The sequence below is a fragment of the Streptomyces sp. A0642 genome (genome assembly GCF_004795105.1).
Lineage (GTDB): Bacteria > Actinomycetota > Actinomycetes > Streptomycetales > Streptomycetaceae > Streptomyces.
The window spans coordinates 46,843-68,962 of sequence record NZ_SSBL01000031.1; the positions used below are offsets into that span (position 1 = coordinate 46,843).

General features: G+C 72.8%; 18 protein-coding genes and 4 pseudogenes. 12 read left to right on the forward strand and 10 right to left on the reverse strand.

Annotated elements, in window-relative coordinates; all coding sequences use genetic code 11:
* Positions 1-20: 20 nt before the first annotated feature.
* Both E6R60_RS32115 and E6R60_RS32120 read right to left on the reverse strand, forming a co-directional pair.
* A complete protein-coding gene (locus E6R60_RS32115) occupies positions 21-800 on the reverse strand; it encodes an anti-sigma factor (protein WP_136330224.1) in 780 nt (259 codons plus the stop codon).
* The gene (locus E6R60_RS32120) at positions 797-1,381 is read right to left on the reverse strand and encodes a sigma-70 family RNA polymerase sigma factor (RefSeq protein WP_136330225.1); all 585 of its coding nucleotides are present in this window, start codon (positions 1,379-1,381) and stop codon (positions 797-799) included. The genes E6R60_RS32115 and E6R60_RS32120 overlap by 4 nt, the downstream gene beginning before the upstream one ends.
* Before the next feature lie 212 nt (positions 1,382-1,593).
* Here E6R60_RS32120 and E6R60_RS37635 point away from each other — a divergent pair.
* Together E6R60_RS37635 and E6R60_RS32130 are read left to right on the forward strand one after the other, a co-directional pair.
* Positions 1,594-1,692 (forward strand): annotated as a pseudogene (locus E6R60_RS37635) (PadR family transcriptional regulator); the annotation flags it as partial.
* A gap of 38 nt (positions 1,693-1,730) precedes the next feature.
* Positions 1,731-1,988: pseudogene (locus E6R60_RS32130) on the forward strand (ATP-binding cassette domain-containing protein); the annotation flags it as partial.
* Here the strand turns inward: E6R60_RS32130 and E6R60_RS32135 are convergent.
* Positions 1,968-2,366: pseudogene (locus E6R60_RS32135) on the reverse strand (ABA4-like family protein); the annotation flags it as partial. The pseudogenes E6R60_RS32130 and E6R60_RS32135 sit on opposite strands and share 21 nt — an antisense overlap.
* Entirely contained in the window at positions 2,363-3,322 is a 960-nt protein-coding gene (locus E6R60_RS32140) for a hypothetical protein (RefSeq protein WP_136330226.1), read from the reverse strand. The pseudogene E6R60_RS32135 and the gene E6R60_RS32140, both read right to left, overlap by 4 nt.
* Positions 3,323-3,439: 117 nt before the next feature.
* Between E6R60_RS32140 and E6R60_RS32145 the strand changes: the two genes are divergently transcribed.
* Complete coding sequence (locus tag E6R60_RS32145) at positions 3,440-4,078, forward strand: MerR family transcriptional regulator (RefSeq protein ID WP_136330227.1); 639 nt, start codon at positions 3,440-3,442, stop codon at positions 4,076-4,078.
* A gap of 401 nt (positions 4,079-4,479) precedes the next feature.
* On the opposite strand, the gene E6R60_RS32150 is transcribed toward E6R60_RS32145, so the two are convergent.
* Positions 4,480-5,322: a siderophore-interacting protein gene (locus tag E6R60_RS32150; protein WP_136330228.1), complete on the reverse strand. Its 843-nt coding sequence runs from the start codon at positions 5,320-5,322 to the stop codon at positions 4,480-4,482.
* A gap of 112 nt (positions 5,323-5,434) precedes the next feature.
* The gene (locus E6R60_RS32155) at positions 5,435-6,343 is read right to left on the reverse strand and encodes a 5'-3' exonuclease (RefSeq protein ID WP_136330246.1); all 909 of its coding nucleotides are present in this window, start codon (positions 6,341-6,343) and stop codon (positions 5,435-5,437) included.
* Positions 6,344-6,661: 318 nt separating this feature from the next.
* Between E6R60_RS32155 and E6R60_RS32160 the strand changes: the two genes are divergently transcribed.
* The 3 genes from E6R60_RS32160 to E6R60_RS32170 all read left to right on the forward strand — a co-directional run bounded on the left by E6R60_RS32160 (position 6,662) and on the right by E6R60_RS32170 (position 11,072).
* Positions 6,662-7,726 (forward strand): glycine betaine/L-proline ABC transporter ATP-binding protein, encoded by a 1,065-nt coding sequence (locus tag E6R60_RS32160; RefSeq protein ID WP_136330229.1) that lies wholly within the window; start codon positions 6,662-6,664, stop codon positions 7,724-7,726.
* Positions 7,719-10,355, forward strand: a complete 2,637-nt coding sequence (locus E6R60_RS32165; protein WP_136330230.1) for an ABC transporter permease/substrate binding protein — start codon at positions 7,719-7,721, stop codon at positions 10,353-10,355. The genes E6R60_RS32160 and E6R60_RS32165 overlap by 8 nt, the downstream gene beginning before the upstream one ends.
* A 171-nt stretch (positions 10,356-10,526) precedes the next feature.
* A complete protein-coding gene (locus tag E6R60_RS32170) occupies positions 10,527-11,072 on the forward strand; it encodes a helix-turn-helix transcriptional regulator (protein WP_136330231.1) in 546 nt (181 codons plus the stop codon).
* A 16-nt stretch (positions 11,073-11,088) separates the two neighbouring features.
* Here E6R60_RS32170 and E6R60_RS32175 read toward each other — a convergent pair whose 3' ends face one another.
* Positions 11,089-12,240, reverse strand: coding sequence for a TDT family transporter (locus E6R60_RS32175; RefSeq protein WP_136330232.1), 1,152 nt, complete (start codon positions 12,238-12,240; stop codon positions 11,089-11,091).
* Between the two features lie 70 nt (positions 12,241-12,310).
* On the opposite strand from E6R60_RS32175, the gene E6R60_RS32180 reads away from it, so the two are divergent.
* Together E6R60_RS32180 and E6R60_RS32185 are read left to right on the forward strand one after the other, a co-directional pair.
* Positions 12,311-13,243, forward strand: a complete 933-nt coding sequence (locus tag E6R60_RS32180) for a LysR family transcriptional regulator (protein ID WP_136330233.1) — start codon at positions 12,311-12,313, stop codon at positions 13,241-13,243.
* A gap of 66 nt (positions 13,244-13,309) precedes the next feature.
* Entirely contained in the window at positions 13,310-14,269 is a 960-nt protein-coding gene (locus E6R60_RS32185) for an aminoglycoside phosphotransferase family protein (protein WP_136330234.1), read from the forward strand.
* A 15-nt stretch (positions 14,270-14,284) separates the two neighbouring features.
* Here the strand turns inward: E6R60_RS32185 and E6R60_RS32190 are convergent, their stop codons facing one another.
* Together E6R60_RS32190 and E6R60_RS32195 are read right to left on the reverse strand one after the other, a co-directional pair.
* A complete protein-coding gene (locus tag E6R60_RS32190; RefSeq protein WP_136330235.1) occupies positions 14,285-15,349 on the reverse strand; it encodes a class I SAM-dependent methyltransferase in 1,065 nt (354 codons plus the stop codon).
* Between the two features lie 187 nt (positions 15,350-15,536).
* Entirely contained in the window at positions 15,537-16,226 is a 690-nt protein-coding gene (locus tag E6R60_RS32195; protein WP_136330236.1) for a gamma-glutamyl-gamma-aminobutyrate hydrolase family protein, read from the reverse strand.
* A gap of 114 nt (positions 16,227-16,340) precedes the next feature.
* On the opposite strand from E6R60_RS32195, the gene E6R60_RS32200 reads away from it, so the two are divergent.
* From E6R60_RS32200 to E6R60_RS32210, 3 genes are read left to right on the forward strand one after another with little or no spacing between them, the layout of a single operon-like run.
* On the forward strand, positions 16,341-17,708 hold the full coding sequence (locus tag E6R60_RS32200; RefSeq protein ID WP_136330237.1) for a glutamine synthetase family protein: 1,368 nt from the start codon (positions 16,341-16,343) through the stop codon (positions 17,706-17,708).
* A gap of 8 nt (positions 17,709-17,716) precedes the next feature.
* Positions 17,717-19,081, forward strand: a complete 1,365-nt coding sequence (locus E6R60_RS32205; RefSeq protein WP_136330238.1) for an aldehyde dehydrogenase family protein — start codon at positions 17,717-17,719, stop codon at positions 19,079-19,081.
* 6 nt (positions 19,082-19,087) lie between these two features.
* Positions 19,088-19,876, forward strand: a complete 789-nt coding sequence (locus E6R60_RS32210) for a 3-oxoacyl-ACP reductase (protein WP_136330239.1) — start codon at positions 19,088-19,090, stop codon at positions 19,874-19,876.
* A 349-nt stretch (positions 19,877-20,225) separates the two neighbouring features.
* On the opposite strand, the gene E6R60_RS32215 is transcribed toward E6R60_RS32210, so the two are convergent.
* Positions 20,226-21,428: an amino acid deaminase/aldolase gene (locus tag E6R60_RS32215; RefSeq protein ID WP_136330240.1), complete on the reverse strand. Its 1,203-nt coding sequence runs from the start codon at positions 21,426-21,428 to the stop codon at positions 20,226-20,228.
* Positions 21,429-21,610: 182 nt separating this feature from the next.
* Here E6R60_RS32215 and E6R60_RS37055 point away from each other — a divergent pair.
* A pseudogene (locus tag E6R60_RS37055) lies at positions 21,611-22,120 on the forward strand (hypothetical protein); the annotation flags it as partial.

Below are 22,120 nucleotides of genomic sequence, written 5' to 3' on the forward strand. Positions count from 1 at the left end.
CCGCGAGGCCGGGCGCCGTCTCACGCCGGCAGGTTCATCAGGGCCACGGGCGCCGAGGTCGGGTGGGCCGAGCCGCCCGCGGGCTCCACGGTGACGCCCATGCCCGTGGCCCCGTCCACCGGCCCGTCGAGCAGGGCCGCGTACGTCGTCGAGAGGCCGCCGTCGCCCGACGCCCGCATCAGGCCGGCCGAACGCATCGTGCCCCGGTCGTCGAACCACAGCTGGTACACCTTGCCGCTGGGCGCCTCATCCAGACCCGAGGCCAGGAACACGGCCCGGTCCTGGCTCCTGGAGACCACCACGGTGCCCGTCGCGCCGTCCGCCAGCTTCCCGGACCGCGACTGCGCGTCGGGCGCGGCGAGGACCCGGGCGAGCTGCTCGCTCCGCTCCTGCGTGGCACGGGCCTCCTGCCGGGCGTCCCGGGCCTCCTGGCTCTGCCACACCGCGACGCCGCCGAAGCCGGCCGCCGCGGCCAGGCTCGCGGCCAGCGCGAACGCCGGCCACCGCCGCGTCCGGCCCGCGCCGCCGCGCCCGGAGACGCCGGTGCGCGGGCGGCGGCCGGTGGATGGCGGCTCCTGGCGTACGGTCGCGATCTCCCGCAGCACCCGCTCGCGCAGCTCCTGCGGCGGCGCGGCGGAGACGGCGAGCCCGAGCCGGGTCGCGGTCTCCGCGAATTCGAGCACCTCCACCGAGCAGGCCGCGCAATGGCCCAGGTGCCTCTCGAACTCACGGCGTTCGGAGTCGGGGAGGGCGTGCAGTGCGTAGGCCCCGGTCAGTGTGTGCAGTCCGGCGTCGCTCATGAGCTCACCCCGAGGCAGTCGCGCAGCCGGATGAGTCCGTCGCGCAGTCGAGTCTTGATCGTTCCGAGCGGTGTCGCGAGCAGTTCGGCCACCTCGCGATAGGTCAGCCCCCGGTAGTACGCGAGGGTGACGGACTCCCGTTGCAGTTCGGAGAGCGTCCGCATGCAGCGGCGCACCTGCTCCCGCTCCAGCCGGGTCTCCACCTGTTCGGTGACGTCGTCGAAGGCGGGTGTGCGGTCGAGCAGCGCCGCCTTGTGCTCACGGGCCGCCGCCGCCTCCGCCGAGCGCACCCGGTCCACGGCCCGGCGATGGGCCAGCGTCAGCACCCAGTTCATCGCGCTGCCCCGGGCGGCCTGGAAGCGAGGCGCCGTGCGCCACAGTTCGACGAGCACCTCCTGGGCGACCTCCTCCGACTGGGCGGGATCACGCAGCACGCTGCGCACCAGTCCCAGCACCGGCCCGCAGACCGCCTCGTACACCTGGGAGAAGGCGTCCTGATCGCCCCGGGCGACCATCCCCAGGAGCTCCTGGAGATCCGGCCCCGGCGAGGCCGGTCCGCTGATGTACACAGCTTCTTTCACGCGGGGTCCTCCCGGAGGCGCATCGGTGTCCGGTGGTGATTCGGAGCCGGCGGCAGCGCGGATGGGTCGGAAAGCGCGATCTTTCCACGCGGTCGCCCACGCGCCCCTCCAAGCTGTCGAATACTTGCGATACATCGCGCTTGGCGCGGGCGGATTCCCTTGCGAAATGCTCGGTCGCGAGTATTCGACCGCGAGTGGAGGGGGTGGGTGCGGTGGCCAAGCGGCGCAAGCTCGGCAATCCACTGGCGCTCACGGCGATGGTGCTGCTCTCGGAGCGGCCCATGCATGCATACGAGATCGCCCAGACCGTTGCTTTGACCATCAGTAGGTCTCAGCAATTCCGGCGTTTCTGCCGGAATGGTCCGTACGTGCGCCCGCCGTCCAGGCGCGGCAGCTGACCAAGACCTGTCCGGGGGACGTCACCGCACTCAGCGGGAGGGACCTCACCGTCGCCCCCGGCACCGTGTTCGGGCTCCTCGGGCCCAACGGCGCCGGGAAGTCCACCACCGTCAAGATCCTCACCACGCTCGCCCGCCCCGACTCCGGCACCGCGTCCGTCGGATCGAGCATGTCGCTCCCGGGCCGTGCGCAGCACCAGGAAGAGGAGCAGGCCGAACGGCGAGAGCAGGATCGTCAGCACCAGCAGCGGGCCCATCGCATACGGCGATATCCGCAGCCGGCGGCTCTCCAGGAACATCCACTGTCCCAGCAGCAGGTCCCAGGCGATGACCTGCGCCCACACCGCGCCCGCGCCGTTCGCCAGGGCGGTCAGCTCGCGGAAGGTGTCGATGTCCGGGCTGCTCACCGCCGTCCAGAGCTCGGGGAGGACCGGAACGGCCATCGCCAGGTACACGGCGAGCACCGGCAGGACGGTCAGCGGCGAGGCGGCGGCCCGGGCCGTGACCGCCCGGCCGGGAAGGAAGATCATGAGCAGCCAGAACGGCGCCGCCAGCGCGAACGAGAGCTCGAAGAGTGCGCCGGTCATGACGCGACCGCCTTCTCGGCGGAGGGCATGTGCGTCCCGGACCGGGGGCGCAGCGCGCCGTACGTTCCGGCGGCCGTGGCGGCCAGGACGAGCGCGGCGGCGGCGAGCGTCGCCCCGTCCGGGTGGATGAGCGGCTGGCCGCGCAGCGCCTGCCACGTGACGAGGGCGGTGACCGCCGCGTACGCGCCGGAGGCGACCAGCACCAGGCGCAGCCGGACCCGGGGGTCGCGCAGCCGGGCGAAGCGGGGCGCCAGCGTGACCAGCACCAGCAGGAACAGCGGGAGCAGTTGCAGTGCGTGCATGCCCACGAAGTGCGGGATGCGCAGATCGCCGCCGGTCGTCGACCAGCCGGTGAGCGGCATCGAGGGGCCGCCGTCCGGTACGCCCACCGCATGCGCCCCGATCACATCGGCCGTGTCGAGGTTCCCCGCCGCCCGCTGCTCCTTCGTGGGCTGCGTCATCACGAAGCCGATCCCGGCGCCCGCCAGGGCCAGGAACACGCCGGACCGGATCGCCCAGGCCGAGGCGCGGTCCTCGATGCGGGCGCGCAGCAGCAGGATCGCGATGACCAGAGTGCCGGCCCAGAGGATCACGACGGTGACGCCCATCGCGCTGAACAGCGACTCGTCCAACGGGGTGGCGTGGTTGAAGTGGCTGCGCTTCCCCCGGACGACCTGCACCGTGATGATCGCCATTTCCACGAGGCTGGAGAGCGCGACCACGGTCCCCGCCCACCAGCCGGTGCGACGGCCCCGGGTGAGCAGCGTCAGCATCCAGGCGAGGGCCAGGGCGTACACCGTGAACGAGGCGGCGAACTTGAAGGGCTTGGACCAGATCGCCGCGCCGACCAGTATCCGGTCGTCGACCAGCAGGCCCACGCCGGAGACGAGTGTCATCACGGCCATGGCGGCGGCGAAGAGGACTAACGGGCGGTGCCAGGTACGCCAGTGGTGCATGGGATCCCCCAGAGACAGTCATGAGACAGGAATGGATAGTGGCACTTCCCGCTATCCGATAGTGGAACTATCTAGGATGGGACCCGGGTTGGCAAGCGGAAAGAGGGAGAACGCGCGGTGCGCATCGGCGAGTTGAGCCGCAGGTCGGGTGTTCCGGTACCGACGATCAAGTTCTACGTCCGGGAGGGGCTGCTGCCGGCCGGGCGGCTGACCAGCCCGAACCAGGCGAGTTACGACGACGGGCACGAGCGCGGACTCCGGCTGATCCGTGCCCTGCTGGACGTCGGCGGGCTCCCGCTGGCGGCCATCGGCGAGGTGCTCCGGGTGATGAAGGATCCGGAGCAGCCGCTGTTCGACGTCCTGGGCGCGGCGGCGAAGAGCATCGCCCCGGCGCGGGGTGTCGACTCCGGACCCGAGCTGGAGGACGCCCGCGAGGAGGTGGCGGAGCTGCTGAAGCGCAAGGGCTGGCGGGCCGGGGCGGACAGCCCCGGCGGGGAGTCCCTGGCGGAGGTGCTGGTGGCGCTGCGCGGGGCCGGGCACGGCAGTTTCGCCGAGCTGCTCGACGATTACGCGGCCGCCGCCGAGGAGGTCGCGCGGGCCGACCTCGACTACGTCGGGCGCCGCGTGGCGCGGGAGGACCTGGTGGAGAGCGTCGTCGTCGGCACGGTGCTGGGGGAGGCGATGTTCGCGGCCCTGCGACGGCTCGCGCACGTCGACGCGTCGGCGCGCGCGTTCGGAGAGGAAGCGGGCGGCTGACTCCACGGGGGCGGGCCCGGGGCGCCGGCCGGGGGGGGGGGGGCTGGGGCGTGCCCACCTGCCCGTCCGTGCGCGAGGCGGGGGGCGGACGAGCCGGAGGGTGCCCGCCTTCTCGTGAGCGGGGTGGGGTGGGCGACGCGACCCAGAGGGCGCCCGCCCGTGTGTATGCGGGGCGAGGCGGGGTGCGGACGAGCCGGAGGGGTGCCCGCCTGCTCGTGTGCGTGTGCGTGTGCGTGTGCGTGTGCGTGTGCGTGCGCGTGCGCGAGGCGGGGCGGGTGTGCACGAGGCGGGGCGCCCGCCCTTGTCAGGGGGCCCGGGGCCCGGCGCATCCGGTCCCGGCGCACATGACCGCGCCCCGGTCCGCGGACCGGGGCACAGTGCGGTGGTGCGGGTGCCGGGGGCTACGCGGCACTCTCCTGCTCGCGTTCCACCTGCTCGTTCCACTCGCGCTTGACGGAGCGCCAGGCGTCGTCGTTCTGGCCGAGCCGCCAGTAGCCGGAGATCGACAGCTGGGGCAGCGGGATGCCGCGGTCGAGCCTCAGGTGGCGGCGGATCTCCTTGACGAAGCCCGCCTCGCCGTGGACGAACGCCTGGACGTCGCCCGCGGGGAACTCCAGCTCCTTCACCGCGGCGGTGAGCGCCTCGCCGACCGGGCGCTCGCCCCGGTGCAGCCAGGTCACCTCGACGCCGTCGGGCGACGCGATCTTCTGCTCCTCCGAGGCGTCCGCCACCTCGATGAACGCATGCACCACCGCACCGGCGGGCATCTGCTCCAGCGTCGCGGCCACGGCCGGCAGCGCGCTCTCGTCGCCCACCAGCAGGTGCCAGTCGGCCGAGGGGTCCGGGGCGTAACCGCCACCGGGGCCCAGGAAGGTCACCTGATCACCCGCTGCGGCGCGTGCCGCCCACGGGCCCGCGAGGCCCTCGTCGCCGTGCACCACGAAGTCGATCGCCAGCTCCCGGGCGTCCGGGTCCCAGGAACGCACGGTGTACGTGCGCGTCGTGGGCCAGAGCTCGCGCGGGAACTCCTCGCGGATGCGCGCCATGTCGAAGGGGTGTGCGTAGTCGGCGCCCTCGGGGGCGAAGCACAGCTTCACGTAGTGGTCGGTGAAGCCGGACAGCGTGAAGCCGGCGAGACCGTCACCTCCGAGTACCACCCGGATCATGTGCGGGGTGATCTGCTCGGTGCGCAGGACCTGCGCACCCTGCGCCTTGGGTGCCTGCCGCGCCGGTCGTTCTGCCACGAAGTCGTCTCCCTGCTACGGATGCCGGACCGGTGGCCCCCGGGGCGAGACCCGTGCAGGGGGACGCCCCGTTCGGGGGACCATCAGTCTTAGGGTTACCTAACTTAACACCTCAGGCGGCGAGTGTGGAGAGCAGGCGCTGGAGCGCCCCGCCCAGTCCCCACTGGTCCGCGAGCGCTTCGAGGGTCGCCGGGTCGCGGGGTTCGGCGGGCAGCGCGGGGTCGAATTCCGGCAGGGGCACATCGGCGGCGACCCGGACCACGGTCGGCGCGACGGCCAGGTAGTCACGGGCCTCGTCGAGCCGCTTGCGCTGGGAGGGTGTCAGCTTGGCGGCCGGGTCGTCGACCGCGCCCATGATCCCGGCGAGATCGCCGAAGGCGTCCAGCAGTTTCGCCGCCGTCTTCTCGCCGATGCCGGGAACGCCCGGCAGCCCGTCGCTCGGGTCGCCGCGCAGCAGTGCCAGGTCGACGTAACCGGAACCGTCCACGCCGTACTTCTCACGCAGCCAGGCCTCGTCCGTCGCCTGGAGCGTGCCGACGCCCTTCAGCGGGTAGAGGACCCGCACCCCGCGGGCGTCGTCCACCAGTTGGTAGAGGTCCCGGTCGCCGGTGACGATGTCGACCGGGCCCGTCGCCAGACCGGTCAGCGTGCCGATCACGTCGTCGGCCTCGTATCCCGCGACGCCGACCCGGGCGATGCCCAGGGCGTCGAGGACGGCCGCGATGACCGGCACCTGCGGGGCGAGCGTGTCGGGCGTCTCCTCCTCGTCGGGCAGTCCGGCGTCCGTCTCCACGGCCACGCGGTGCGCCTTGTACGAGGGGATCAGGTCGACCCGCCACTGCGGCCGCCAGTCCGCGTCCCAGCAGGCCACCAGGTCGTCGGGCCGGTGGTCCTGCACCAGCCGGCCGATGAAGTCCAGCAGGCCGCGCACGGCGTTCACGGGCGTCCCGTCCGGGGCGCGCACGGAGTCGGGCACCCCGAAGTAGGCGCGGAAGTAGAGGGAGGCGGTGTCGAGGAGCATCAGGCGTCGCGTCACACCCCGATGATGCCGCACCTCGCTGACAGGGGCCGCCGCGCGCGGTTCCCGGACCGCTGCCGCTCTTCTGTGAGCTGGGACACTCTTGTGTTTGCCCTGTCATAAGCGCGGGCAGGCGCGGCACCGGAGCGGACCACGTTGCATTTTCAACTGGTGCACGTGCGCTGCGGACCGACCCGCACCGCTCCACGGTCTGCCGGAGGGGGGTGGCAGGCCGTTTTCGGTTCAACGCGTGAGGTGTATGTGTCAAGGCTGCAAGCCGAACACTTGTACAAAGTATTCGGCAGACGACCCGATCAAGCCGTGCAGAAGCTCGAGAGCGGCTCCGACCGCGACGAGCTGCGCGCCGACGGAACGACCGCAGCGGTGATCGACGCATCGTTCACCGTGGAGCCGGGCCAGATCTTCGTCGTGATGGGTCTGTCCGGGTCAGGCAAGTCCACGTTGCTGCGCATGCTCAACGGACTGCTGGAGCCCACCGCCGGCCGGGTGCTCTTCGACGGCCAGGACCTGACCGCCCTGAGCCCCGCCGAGCTGCGCCGCGTCCGGTCCACCAAGATCAGCATGGTGTTCCAGCACTTCGCGCTCTTCCCCCACCGCAGCGTCCTGGAGAACGCCGCCTACGGCCTCGAGGTGCAGGGCGTGCCGCGCGCCGAGCGCAACCGCCGCGCCACCGAGGCCCTGGAGCTGACCGGCCTCGCCGGCTGGGAGAAGTCCTGGCCCGACGAGCTCTCGGGCGGCATGCAGCAGCGCGTGGGCCTGGCCCGCGCGCTCGCCACCGACGCCGACCTGCTCCTGATGGACGAGTCCTTCAGCGCGCTCGACCCGCTGATCCGCCGCGACATGCAGGACCAGCTCCTGGAGCTGCAGAAGCGGCTGAAGAAGACCATCGTCTTCATCACCCACGACCTCAACGAGGCCATGCGCCTCGGCGACCGCATCGCGGTGATGCGCGACGGCGAGATCGTCCAGCTCGGCACCGCCGAGGACATCCTCGTCACTCCGGCCAACGACTACGTCGCCTCCTTCACCCAGGACGTCGACCGCTCCCGGGTGCTGACCGCGGGCGCCATCATGGCCGAGCCGCACACGGTGATGGGCTCCCTGACCGACGACGGCGAGGAACTGCGTACGCCCGCCGACGTCCTCCGGGAGGCGCCGGCCACCGTCGCCGAGTCCACCCCGATCATCGAGCTGTTCACCCCCTGCTCGCAGAGCGGCGTCGCGGTCGCTGTGACCGACGACAAGGGGAAGCTCGTCGGCGTCGTGCCGAGGACCCGGCTGCTCGCCGTGCTCGGTGAGCCGATGACCCCCACGGGGGCTCCCCAGGACGCCGCCGCCTCCCTGAAGAAGGTGGCCAGTGTTTAGGATCCCCCTCGGCGACTGGGTCGACTCCGCGGTCGACTGGCTCCAGACCCACCTGGCCTGGCTCTTCGACGCCATCAGCTCCGTGGTGAGCGGCATGTTCGACGGCATCGCCGCCGTGCTCTCCGCTCCCGCGCCCCTGCTCTTCGCGGGCATCGTCGCCGTCATCGCCTGGTGGCTGCGCGGCCTGCTCGCCGGTGTGCTCGCGTTCGTCGGCTTCGCCCTCATCGACTCCGTCGAGCTGTGGGACGAGGCGATGGACACCCTCACGCTCGTCCTCGTCGCGACCCTCGTGACGCTGGTCCTCGCGGTACCGCTGGGCATCTGGGCGTCCCGCTCGAAGACCGTCAGCGCGGTGACCCGGCCGGTCCTCGACTTCATGCAGACCATGCCCGCCATGGTCTACCTGATCCCCGGCGTCATCTTCTTCGGCGTCGGCGTGGTCCCCGGGATCATCGCCACCATCATCTTCGCGCTGCCCCCGGGCGTCCGGATGACCGAGCTCGGCATCCGCCAGGTCGACCCCGAACTCGTGGAGGCCGCCGAGGCATTCGGCACCACGTCGCGCAACACCCTGCTGCGGGTGCAGCTGCCGCTCGCGCTGCCCACGATCATGGCGGGCATCAACCAGGTCATCATGCTGGGCCTGTCCATGGTGGTCATCGCCGGCATGGTCGGCGGCGGCGGCCTCGGCGGCTCCGTCTACCGGGCCATCGGCAACGTCGACGTCGGTCTCGGCTTCGAGGCGGGCATCTCCATCGTCATCCTGGCGATGTACCTGGACCGCATGACGAGCGCCCTGGGCCGCGAGGTCTCCCCGCTCGCCCGCCGCGCGCTCGCCAAGGCGCAGTCGGTGGCCGGCGGGCTCAAGGTGTGGAACTACCGCCCGCAGCCCGTCGTCGCCGTGGCCGGCGTCGTCGTGCTCGCACTCGTCGCCGGCAGCATGAGCCTGTTCGGCTCCTCGGACGCGGACGGCACGGCGAGCTCCGACCCGAAGAACGTCGGAGCGGGCAAGAAGATCAGCATGGGCTACATCCCCTGGGACGAAGGCATCGCCTCCACCTTCCTGTGGAAGGAGATGCTGGAGCGGCGCGGGTTCGAGGTCGACGTCAAGCAGTACGAGGCCGGCGCGCTGTACACGGGTATGGCGGGCGGCCAGATCGACTTCGAGACCGACTCCTGGCTGCCGGTCACCCATGCCGCGTACTGGAAGAAGTACAAGGACCGCCTGGAGGACATGGGCTCCTGGTACGGCCCCACCTCCCTGGAGCTCGCCGTCCCCTCGTACGTGAAGGGCGTCGACTCGCTCGACGACCTCAAGGGCAAGGCGTCCGACTTCAAGGGCCGGGTCGTCGGCATCGAGCCGAGCGCCGGTGAGACGGGCCTGCTCAAGGACAAGATCCTGCCGGGCTACGGCCTGGACAAGGAGTACAAGGTCGTCGACGGCTCCACGCCGTCCATGCTGGCCGAGCTGAAGCGCGCGTACGCCAAGAAGGAACCGATCGTCGTTCCCCTCTGGTCGCCGCACTGGGCGTACAACCAGTACGACCTCACCAAGCTCAAGGACCCCAAGAACCTCTGGGGCAAGGGCGACGGCATCCACACGCTGACCCGCAAGGGATTCGCGGCCGACAACCCCGAGGCCGGGGCCTGGCTCAAGAACTTCAAGATGACCGAGGACCAGCTCACCAGCCTCGAGGCGCAGATCCAGAAGAGCGGCTCCGGCAAGGAGCAGGAGGCCGTCCGGACGTGGCTGAAGGCCAACCCGGGCGTCGCCGACAAGTGGACCCCGGTCCGGAAGGCCGCCTCGTCCAAGGGCGCGGACGGCAAGGACGAGCGCGACCGCGCCGTCGAGATGGCCTGGTTCCCCTGGGAGGAGGACATCGCCGCCACGTACCTGTGGAAGGCGGTCCTGGAGGACCGCGGCTACAAGGTCAACCTCAAGCAGTTCGAGGTCGGCCCGATGTACGCCGCGATGTCCCGCGGCCAGATCGACGTCCAGTTCGACGGCTGGCTGCCGTACACCCAGAAGAACTACTGGGCCAAGTACGGCTCCAAGCTGACCGACATCGGCTCGTGGTACGGCCCCACCTCCATCGAGATCGCGGTGCCCGACTACGTCAAGGACGTGAAGTCCCTGGCCGATCTGAAGGGCAAGGGCTCGCAGTTCAAGGGCCGGATCGTCGGCATCGAACCGGGCACGGCCACGATGGAGAACCTGAAGAAGAACGTGCTGCCGGGCTACGGCCTGGACAAGGAGTACAAGGTCGTCGACGGCTCCACGCCCGCCATGCTGGCCGAGCTGAAGCGCGCGTACGCCAAGAAGGAGCCCATCGCCGTCGTGCTGTGGACCCCGCACTGGGCGTACAGCGAGTACGGCATGACCAAGCTCCAGGACCCGAAGAAGGCCTTCGGTGACGGCGACCGGCTGCACACCATCGCCTCCAAGGAGTTCCCGGAGAACTACCCGCAGCTGACCAAGTGGTTCAAGGACTTCAAGCTCAGCGAGGACCAGCTCGCCGGCCTGGAGAACCAGATCCAGAAGCGCGGTGCGGGACACGAGGAGGAAGCCGTCAAGGCCTGGATGGACAAGAACCCGGGCATCGCGGACAAGATGGCTCCTCAGCCGTAACCACGGCAGCGGCCCGTCAGGGGCGGCGGCACGGACAGGGGTGGGCACCGCCGGCGGCGGGGCCCACCCCTTTCGGGCTGTCCGGACGGCACTTTCCCGGCCGGCCTCGCCCAACGGTGTGCGTAAGGTGCTCGCAACCGGAAGGATGGCGAGTCGGGAGGGAGCCGGACAATGGACGACAAGGAAACACTCCGGGTGGGCGCCGCGGTCCGCCGACAGCGCAGATCCCTGGGACTGACCCTGGCCGCGGTCGCCGCACGCAGCGGCCTGTCCGTACCGTTCCTCAGCCAGATCGAGAACGAGCGGGCCAGGCCCAGCGCCCGTTCCCTGGACCGGGTCGCCGAAGCCCTGGAGACCACCACCGCACGGCTGCGCGCCGCCGCGGACTCGGCGCGCGCGGTCGACGTCGTGCGCGGCGGGCACGAGGACGGCGTACGCAGGGTGGTGCTCGGCCGTCACCAGCTCAGCGCCCTGGAATTCACCGGCGAGCTCGACCTCGGGCGCGAGTTCCAGCACCGCAACGACGAGGTGATGTACGTCGCGGAAGGGGCCGCCGAGGTGGAGGCCGAGGGACAGGCCTACCGGCTGGAGCGCGGCGACACCCTGTTCCTGTCGGGCGGGGTGCGCCACCGCTGGCGGGCCACCGTTCCCGGCACCCGCCTGCTGTTCGTCGCGGTCGCCGAGCACATCGACGCCACCTCCGACCCGCGGCGCTGAGAGCCCGGGCGCCCTGTCACACCGCCCCGGTCGTCACCGGCGCGGCCCCCTGCGGCGGTGCCAGCAGCGCCCCGCCGAGCAGTCCGCGCAGGGTCCGTGCCGCTGCCACCGCCCAGGCCGCCACCAGCAGCACGTAGAGGGCTGCCGCCAGCCAGCCGAACGCGGCCAGACCGGTGTGCCGGGCCAGACCGGCGGCCCCCGTCACACACGTACCGACGGGGAAGGTGAAGCCCCACCACGTCATCGCGAACGTCATCCCGCCCCGCACCGCGCGCACCACCAGGCCGGCGGACAGCGCCAGCCACAGGAGGGCGAACCCCATGACCGGCACCCCGTACAGCACCGCGAACGCACCGAGCGCGGAGGCGTACGGCGCCCGGATCGCACCCGGCGCCACATCGGCCAGCGCGTTGACCGCGGTCGTGGACTGGCCCAGTGGGCCGAGCACCAGGAAGAGCGTGGGCGTCAGCACGAGGGGCAGCGGGCCCCGGTGGACCAGCCGGGCGAAGACCAGGGGCAGTATCACCAGCGTCGCCAGCAGGCTCATCCCGAACATCGCGTAGCAGGCGAGCAGCAGCGCCTCCCGCCACTGGCCCTCCGGGAGCTCCGGCACCAGCAGCGGCCCGAGCGCGGCTGACACCATGGGCGCCACCACCGGGAGGAGCCACACCGGTGACGCGGTGCCCGGCTCCGGCCGGTGACGCACGATCATCAGATACGGCACCGCGACGGCGGCGGCCAGACCGGTCAGGGTGCCCGCCGTGAACAGCACCACGTCCAGGGTCAGGGCCGCCTGGTGGCCGATCACGTCCCGCCCCACCACCATCCCGGAACCGCCGACCGCCAGCAGGGCCATCGAAAGACAGCCGTAGAACGGTGCGACGGCAGGGTCCAGGAGATGGGCGCGGGCCTGGTCGCGGTGCGCGGCCCAGTGCCCCGCGCGGGCCGCGAGCACGGCGGCGAGCAGGACCGCGGAGAGGACCCACACCAGCGCGCAGGCCACCCGCAGTCCCGGGACGTGCACCGGCAGGGCGACGCCCGCACTCGCCACGATCGCGGTGCCCATGACGGTCGCGTACCAGTTCGGGCCGAAATGCCGCAGGGCCGCCGGCCGCCGGACGGCGGCGGAGGGCGGGGGAGCGGTGCGTGTCTGCGGAAAGATGGCCATGCCACGATTCTCGGCGGCCTGCCCGTGCCCCACCAGGGAGTCCCGCCCTATGAGGTCATAAGGTGGACTTATGACCTCCGACGCTCCCGCCCTCCTGTCCCACCGGGTACCCGATCTCGGCGCCCTGGAGCTGCTCCTCGCCGTCGCCCGGCACGGCAGCCTCGGCCGGGCCGCACGGGACCTCGGCATCACCCAGCCCGCCGCCAGCAGCCGCATCCGCTCGATGGAGCGGCAGCTCGGCCTCACCCTCCTCGACCGCTCACCCCGCGGCTCCCGCCTCACCGACGCGGGAGCGCTCGTCACCGACTGGGCGCGCCGGGTCGTCGAGGCCGCCGAGGCGTTCGACGCCGGCGCCCACGCGCTGCGGGACCGCCGCGACTCGCGGCTGCGGGTCGCCGCGTCCATGACCATCGCCGAATACCTGCTCCCGGGCTGGCTGATCGCCCTGCGCGGCGAACGGCCGGACACCGCGGTCTCGCTGCTCGCCGGCAACTCCGCGGTGGTCGCGCAGCGCCTGCTGGCCGGCGAGGCGGACCTCGGCTTCGTCGAGGGCCTGTCCGTGCCGGAGGGACTCGACGGCACCGTGATCGCGCACGACCGCCTGGTCGTCGTGGTCGCCCCGTCGCACGCCTGGGCCCGCCGCCGCACCCCGCTGACCCCTCAGGAGCTGGCCGCGACCCCGCTGATCCTGCGGGAGCACGGCTCCGGCACCCGCCAGGTCCTGGACGCCGCCCTCGCCGTGCACGGGGGACTGGCCCAGCCGCTCCTGGAGCTCTCCTCCACCACCGCGGTGAAGGGGGCGGCGGAGAGCGGCGCCGGACCCTGCGTCCTGAGCGAACTGGCCCTCGGCGAGGAGCTCTCCGCCCGGCGCCTGGTCAAGGTGCCGATCGCCGGAGTCCGGCTGCGCCGCCAGCTCCGCGCCGTCTGGCCCGCCGGCCACCGCCCCACGGGGCCGGCCCGCGACCTGCTCTCGCTGACCCGGTCGCACCCGTCCGGCGACTGATCCGCGCCGCCGCAGGCGCCCGGAAATCCGCTCGCCCGCGCGCCCCCGGACGGGAAGGATGTGCGGATGACCGTGACCGCACCGCCCGCCACCGGCGTCCGCCACGCCTGGGCCGACCTGCCCCAGGCCGTACGCGACGCCGTCCAGGACATCCTCGGTGCCCCGGTCGTCGAGGCCCGCAGCCAGAGCGGCGGCTTCTCGCCCGGTGTCGCCGCCCGGGTCCGGCTCGCGGACGGGCGGCGCGCCTTCGTGAAGGCCGTGAGCGCCGAGGTCAACGCCGACAGCCCGGACCATCACCGCGCCGAGGCCCGGAACACGGCGGCGCTCCCGCCGCACGCCCCCGTACCGCAGCTGCTCGGCGTGTACGACGACGGCGCCTGCGTCGCCCTCGTCCTGGAGGACATCGACGGCCGCCAGCCCCGCGTCCCCTGGGACCGGGCCGAACTGGACCGCGTCCTCGCGGCCGTCGGCGACCTGTCCCGGACCCTCACGCCGGCCCCGGTCGAGGCGCCCGACGCGGCCGTGGGCAAGACCACGATGTTCACCGGCTGGCGGACCCTGCACGCGGCCGGCGGCAGCGCACGGCTGGACCCCTGGGCGGCCCGCCGGCTCGGCGCACTCGCGGACCTGGAGTCCGGCTGGGCGGCACACGCCGCCGGCGACAGCCTCGTCCACGGAGACCTGCGCGCCGACAACATCCTGCTCACCGAGGACCGGGTCGTGTTCGTCGACTGGCCCCACGCGGTGCGCGCGGCTCCCTGGTTCGATCTGCTGGCCATGCTGCCGTGCGTCGCCGCCCAGGGCGGCCCGGACCCGGAGACCCTCTTCACCGCCCACCCGCTCGGCCGGGACGCCGATCCCGCCGGGGTCACCGCCGTGCTCGCCGCGCTGACCGGATACTTCGTCGCACACGCGCTACGCCCGGATCCGCCGGGGCTCCCCACGCTCAGGGCGTTCCAGGCCGCCCAGGGCGCGGCCGCCCTGGACTGGCTGCGGCACCGGTCCGGCCCCGGACTCACCGGCTGACGGGGCCGGCACGTCTCAACGCCGCGCCACGTAGTACACGTTCAGGATGTCGCCCTCGACCCGCCGGGTGTCGATCCTGCCGAACCCGGCCTCGGCGAGCATCTCGCGGGCGGTCTGCTCACCCCAGACGGTGCCCAGGCCCTCACCGCCCTGGCCCAGCGACACGCTCATGCAGTAGAACACCGAGAACGTGTACAGCGCCGGGCCCAGCGGGTGGTCGATGTTCTCCTCCAGGCGGCTCGACGCGGCGATGTCGCCCATCAGGAACACGCCGTCCTCGGCCAGGGCGGCGGCGACGGCGGCCAGGGCGCGCGCCGGCCGGGCCAGGTCGTGGATGACGTCGAACGCCGTGATCAGGTCGTAGGAGCCGGAGATCTCGGAGCAGTCGCCGATGTCGAAGGCGGTGTTGGCCAGTCCCAGCGCGGCTGCTTCGGCGCGGGCGGCGGCGATGCCCTCCTCGGACATGTCCATGCCCTGGAAGCGGCTCGCGGGGAAGGCCCGGGCCAGGACGTTGACCGCGTGACCGTGTCCGGTACCGATGTCCAGCACCGAGATGCCCGCGCGCAGGCGCTCCGTGAGGCCGGGCGCCAACGGCACGATCCCGTCGACGAGGGCCAGGTCGAAGACCTCCCCGGACTCCTCCGCCTGAAGGCTCTGGAACCGCGGATACGCCGAGTACGGCAGCCCGCGCCCCGTACGGAAGGACTCCAGCACCTGCTGCTCGACCTCGCCCATCATGCCGAAGTCCTGCGCGATCCGGGCCAGGTTGCCGGGCCCGGCCGCCCGGGTCAGCGAGGCCGCGTGCTCGGGCGGCAGCGCGTAGGTGTGCCGCCCGGGGTCGTAGTCGACGATCCCGCCGACGACCACCGCCCCCAGCCACTCCCGTACGTAACGCTCGTTCAGCCCCGCCGCCCGCGCGATCTCCTCGCTCGTGGCCGGCGGCAGCGCGGCCATCGTGTCGAACAGACCGCTCTGGTGGCCCAGGCCGGTCATCAGACCCAGACAGGTGTCGTTCACCACCTGAACCATGCGGCCCGCGAACGCCTCCTGCTTCACCGTGTCCGGTGCTGTGACGGACATCGCTCCTCCTCTCGTCACCGGGCCACGAGGGGAGGCGGGGAAGGCGGCCGGCCGCACTCACGGCGGGCGGCCCGACGGGACGGCGCCGGATTCTCTCCTGTCCGCAACGCTACGCCGCACCGGCGCCGACGGCCGCCCGGAGGCCGCTGCCGGACCCCCGAACGCAGCGGTCACCCCCGGCACCCCCTCAGCGGGCCGCCGCCACCAGCGCCTCCATCACCCGCACGTCGTCACCCATCTCCGGATGCCACTGCACGCCCAGCACCCACCCGGGCCCCGGCAGTTCGACCGCCTCCACGGTGCCGTCCGCCGCGTGCGCCGAAGCCACCAGGCCCGCGCCGAGCCGGTCCACGGCCTGGTGGTGGTAGGCCGGTACGTCGCAGGGCCCGGGCGCCACGGCCGCGTAACGCGTGCCGGGCACCGGTGTCACCGCGTGCGTTCCCAGCACCCCCGTCGCCCCGCCGGGCCCCGCGTGCCCGTCCAGGTGCTGGGTCAGCGTGCCGCCCAGCACCACGTTCAGCAACTGCATCCCCCGGCAGATCCCGAGCAGCGGCGTGCCCGACTCCAGGGCCGCCGCGATCAGCGCCGTCTCCCACCCGTCCCGCTCGGGCGCGGGCGGCCCGGTCCGCGGGTCACGCTCGGCCCCGTACCGCGCGGGATCCACATCCGGGCCGCCCGCCACCACCACCGCGTCGAGCCGGGCCACCGCCTCCGCCGCGCACTCAGGCGCGTCCGGCGGCAGCAGCACGGCCAGCCCGCCCGCCTCCCGCACCAGCCGTGCGTAGCCGGCGGGCAGCAGCGTGGCCGGCAGGTCCCAGACGCCCCAGCGCGCCGAGGCCTCCAGATACGTACTGATCCCGACCAGCGGACGGTTCATCGGACGCCTCACTTCACTCGCACGGCACGCGGAAGGTACCGGCACCGTATCCAAATCCCTTGCCCCGCCCGTAGATTTGGATCATCTGTCGGCCCGCGAGGAGAGGATCCGTCCGTGTCCGACCGAACAGCCCCGCTGCCCCTGGAGGAACTCAGCCTCCTCGTCGGAAGCGGTGAGATCGACACCGTGGTCCTGGCCTTCCCCGACATGCAGGGACGCCTTCAGGGAAAACGCTTCGCCGCCGCCTTCTTCCTCGACGAGGTCGTCGCGCACGGCACCGAGGGCTGCAACTACCTCCTGGCCGTCGACACCGACATGAACACCGTCGACGGGTTCGCCATGTCCTCCTGGGACCGCGGGTACGGCGACTTCGCCATGCGCCCCGACCTCACCACCCTGCGCCGCGTGCCCTGGAACGAGGCCACCGCCCTGGTCACCGCCGACCTCGCCTGGGCCGACGGCTCACCCGTCACCGCCGCGCCGCGCCAGATCCTGCGCCGCCAGCTGGAGCGCCTCGCGGACCACGGCTACACCGCCCACACCGGCACCGAGCTCGAGTTCATCGTCTTCAAGGACACCTACGAACAGGCCTGGGACCGCGGTTACCGCGACCTGACCCCCGTCAACCAGTACAACGTCGACTACTCCGTCCTCGGCACCGGCCGCGTCGAGCCCCTGCTGCGCCGCATCCGCAACGAGATGGCGGGCGCGGGCCTCACCGTCGAGTCCGCCAAGGGCGAGTGCAACCCCGGCCAGCACGAGATCGTGTTCCGGTACGACGAGGCCCTGGTCACCTGCGACCAGCACGCCGTCTACAAGACGGGCGCCAAGGAGATCGCCGCGCAGGAGGGCGTCGCACTCACCTTCATGGCCAAGTTCAACGAGCGCGAGGGCAACTCCTGTCACATCCACCTCTCGCTCCGCTCCACGGACGATCCCGGCCGCAGCGTGATGGCGGACGCCGACGGCGCCATGACCCCGGTGATGCGCCACTTCCTGGCCGGCCAGCTCGCCGCCCTGCGCGACTTCTCCCTCCTGTACGCGCCGAACATCAACTCGTACAAACGCTTCCAGCCGGGCTCCTTCGCCCCGACCGCCGTCGCCTGGGGCCATGACAACCGCACCTGCGCCCTCCGCGTCGTCGGCCACGGCCAGTCCCTGCGCCTGGAGAACCGCCTCCCCGGCGGCGACGTCAACCCGTACCTCGCCGTCGCCGGGCTCGTCGCCGCGGGCCTGTACGGCATCGAGCACGCGCTCGAACTCCCCGAGCCGTGCGAGGGCAACGCCTACGCCGCCGCGTACGACCACGTCCCCACCACCCTCCGCGAGGCGGCCGGACTCTGGGAGCACAGCGAGATCGCCCGTGAGGCGTTCGGCGAGGACGTCGTCGCGCACTACCGCAACATGGCACGCGTCGAACTCGACGCCTTCGACGCAGCGGTGACCGACTGGGAGCTCCGACGCTCCTTCGAACGCCTGTGAGGGCCCCCTTGACCCGTGAGCACCTGGTCCTGAACCCGGCTACGGAAGAACTCGTCGCCACCGTCCCCGCCACCTCGGCGGCCGAGGTGGCGACCGCCGTCACCCGCGCCGCCGCCGCACAGCTGGTCTGGGCGGCCCTCGCACCCGCCGACCGGGCCCGGCTGCTGCGCCGCTTCGCCGTCGCCGTCGACACCCACATCGAGGAGCTGGCCCGGCTGGAGGTCCTGGAGGCCGGGCACACGATCGGCAACGCCCGCTGGGAGGCGGGCAACGTCCGCGATCTCCTCGACTTCGCCGCCGGGGGAGTGGAGCGGCTCAGCGGCCGGCAGATCCCCGTACCCGGGGGCATCGACCTCACCCTGCTCGAACCCCTCGGCGTCATCGGGGTGATCGCTCCCTGGAACTTCCCCATGCCGATCGCCGCCTGGGGAACCGCACCCGCCCTGGCCGCGGGCAACGCCGTCATCCTGAAGCCCGCCGAGACCACCCCGCTGACCGCGCTCCGGCTCGCCGGACTCGCCCTGGAAGCGGGCCTTCCCGAGCACGTCTTCCAGGTGCTGCCGGGCGCGGGGGACGAGGCGGGCCACGCCCTCGTCGAGCACCCGGGAGTCGCCAAGATCGTCTTCACGGGCTCCACCCGGGTCGGCAAGCAGATCATGGCCGAGTGCGCAGCACGCGTGAAGCGGATCACCCTCGAACTCGGCGGCAAGAGCCCCAACATCGTCTTCGCCGACGCCGACATCGAAGCCGCCGCGGCCGCCGCGCCCCTGTCCTTCCTGGACAACGCCGGCCAGGACTGCTGCGCCCGCACCCGCATCCTCGTTCAGCGCTCCGTGTACGACCGCTTCCTGGAACTCCTCGCCCCGGCCCTCGCGGCCGTCGTGGTCGGCGACCCGGCCGACGAGAAGACGCAGATGGGCCCCCTCATCTCGCGGACGCAACGGGACCGGGTGCGGGGTTACGTCCCCGAGGACGCCCCAGCGATCCGCGGCAGCGCCCCCGAGGGCCCCGGCTTCTGGTTCCCGCCGACCGTCCTCACCGACGCCGGCCCGGACGCGCCCGTCGCCACCGAGGAGGTCTTCGGGCCGGTCGCGGTCGTCCTGCCCTTCGACGACGAGGCGGACGCCGTCCGCCTCGCCAACGCCACCGACTACGGCCTCGCCGGCTCTCTCTGGACCCGCGACGTGGGCCGCGCGCTGCGGGTCGCCCAGGCGGTCCGGGCGGGCAACCTCTCCGTCAACTCCCACTCCGCGGTCCGCTACTGGACCCCGTTCGGCGGGTTCAAGCAGTCCGGACTCGGCCGGGAGCTGGGCCCCGACGCCCTCACCGCCTTCACCGAAACCAAGAACGTCTTCCTCAGCACGGAGGCCTGAACCGGTATGAGCACGGACCACGGAACCATCTGCCGCCGCCTCGTCGGCCGCACCGCCGTCATCACCGGCGCCGGCAGCGGCATCGGCCTGGCCACCGCCCACCGGCTCGCCTCCGAGGGCGCGCACGTCGTCTGCGGCGACATCGACGAGACGGCGGGCAAGGCCGCCGCCGAAGCGGTCGGCGGCACCTTCGTACGGGTCGACGTCACCGACCCCGGACAGGTCGAGGCGCTGTTCAAGGCGGCGTACGACACCTACGGCTCCGTCGACGTCGCCTTCAACAACGCCGGCATCTCACCGCCCGACGACGATTCGATCCTCACCACCGGGCTGGAGGCGTGGAAGCGGGTCCAGGACGTCAACCTCACCTCCGTCTACCTCTGCTGCAAGGCGGCCCTGCCCTACATGCGGCGCCAGGGCCGGGGCTCCATCATCAACACCGCCTCCTTCGTCGCCAGGATGGGGGCGGCGACCTCCCAGATCTCGTACACCGCCTCCAAGGGCGGTGTGCTGGCCATGTCCCGCGAACTGGGCGTCCAGTTCGCCCGCGAGGGCGTCCGGGTCAACGCCCTGTGCCCGGGCCCGGTCGACACCCCGCTGCTGCGGGAACTCTTCGCCAAGGACCCGGAGCGTGCGGCCCGCCGGCTCGTGCACATCCCGCTGGGCCGGTTCGCCGAGGCCACGGAGATCGCGGCCGCCGTCGCGTTCCTGGCGAGCGACGACTCGTCCTTCGTCAACGCCACCGACTTCCTCGTCGACGGCGGGATCTCCGGGGCGTACGTGACCCCTCTGTAGGACCCCGGCGCAGGGAACCCCGGACGGGGCGAGGGGCGACACGACACCGCCCGGCCGCCACCCGGACACGCCCGCCCCCGCAACGACCGGGGGCGGGACGGGACGGCGGGTCTCCGGCCACTCCGGTACCCGCGGGCGAGCGTCGCGGGAGACCGGTCTCCGGCCCCTCCGGTACCCGGGAGGCAAGCAGGGCGGTGCAGAGGACGCATGCTTCCCGCCGCACCACAGCGCGGGCCGTCCCCGCGAAGCGTCACCGCCCGCTGAGGACACGCGCCCGCTCAGAGGAACGTCCGGCCCCCCTGGAACACCCGCCAGCTCAAGGGAGCGTCCGGCCCCGCCCAGAACACCCTCAGAGGAACGTCCGGCCTTCGCCCCGGTACGTCGGCACGGTCGCCGTCACCCGGTCACCCTCGATGAGCTGGAGCTCGTCGAACCGCTCGCACAGCTCACCGGCCTTCGCGTGCCGGAACCAGACCTTGTCGCCGATCAGCAGATCGTCGGCCGGGGCGCCGAGGAGCGGGGTCTGCACCTCGCCGGGGCCCTCCTGCGGGTCGTAGCGCAGCCCCTCCGGCAGATACGGGACCGGCAGCCGGTCCGCGCCGGCCGCACCGGACGCCGGATAGCCGCCACCGAGCACGGTCACCACGCCCACCCCGGGGCGGCGCACCACGGGCTGGGCGAACAGGGCCGCGGGGCGTGCCGTGAACGACGTGTAGTTGTCGAACAGCCGCGGCACGTAGAGGCCGGAACCGGCCGCGATCTCGGTGACCGCCGGCTCCGCCGCGGTGTGCTGCACGCTGCCGGTGCCACCCCCGTTCACGAACTCCAGATCCGGTGCCACCGCCCGCACCGCCCGCACCACCTCGGCCCTCCGGGCCGCCAGCTCCTTGCGGCCCGTGGCCTGCATGAGCCGGATCGCCCGGGAGCGCAGCGGCCGTCCCGCGAGCGAGTCGCCGACCCCGGCGATGTGCCCTTCGTACGCCATCAGCCCCACCAGCCGGAAGCCGGGCCGGCGGGCGACGGACCTCGCCAGCTCCGCCAGCTGGGCGGGGGAGCGCAGGGGCGAACGCAGGGCCCCGATCCTGACCCGGCCGCCGAGCATCCGCAGGGAGGTGTCCAGCTCCAGACAGACCCGGATCTCCTCCGTACCCCCCGCCCGCGCCGCGTCGATGAGCTCCAGCTGTGCATGGTCGTCGACCATCACCGTCACGGTGGCCGCGAGCTTCGGGTCCGCGGCCAGTTCCGCGAAGGCCGAGCGGTCGGCCGACGGATAGGCCAGCAGGACGTCCTCGAAACCGGCCCGCGCCAGCCACAGCGACTCGGCGAGGGTGAACGACATGATCCCGGCGAACCCGGGACGCGCCAGCACCCGCTCCAGCAGGGCCCGGCAGCGCACCGATTTGCTCGCCACCCGCACGGGCTTCCCGCCCGCTCGCCGCACGAGGTCGTCGGCGTTGGCGTCGAACGCCTCCAGATCCACGACGGCGATCGGGGCGTCGAGATGGGCGGTGGCCCGGTTGTAGCGGGTCCGGTCAGCGGCGCGGGCAGTCATGGCCGCAGCTTGCCAGACGGCTGTACCGCTGGGTAGGGGGACGATCTGCGCAGATCGCCGCGAGCGCGAAGGCCCGCTGCCACGACGGCCTCCCCAACCCGTAGAGTGACGGGCACGCGGCGAGCAACGGGCCTGCCTGGGCAGCCGATCCGCGTACGGTACGGAACGGACCAGGGGGGCGGATGAGTACCGAGGCGCAGCGCGCTCCCGTCCCGCCCCGCCCGGCCACCCCGCCGCCGCTCCCCACGGACCCCGCCGGCGAACCCGCGGACGCTGCGGTCCCGCCGCGCCCGGAGCCCACGGTTCCTCCGCGCCCGACCACCCCGCCGCTCCGTGCGGAGCCCGCCGACCGGACCACGGGCCGCACGGCCCCGCCCCGCCCCGACTGCCCGCCGCAGTCGTCGCCGGTCCCGTCGCCGCACCCCTCCGACAGCCCGTCGCGGGCCGACCGCCGGTCCGGGCCCGCTGCGAGCGGCAGCGTGCCGCAGTCGTCGCCGGTCTCGTCGCCGCACTCCTCCGACAGCCCGTCGCGGACCGACCGCCGGTCCGGGCCCGCCACGAGCGATACCGCACCGCAGTCGTCGCCGCACCCCTCCGGGACCCCGGCTGTCGTCGACCCCGCGGCCCGGACGCCCCGGGCCCGCGCGCCGCAGGACCCGCCGGCCCCCGTGGAGACGACCGCCCGCCTGCGC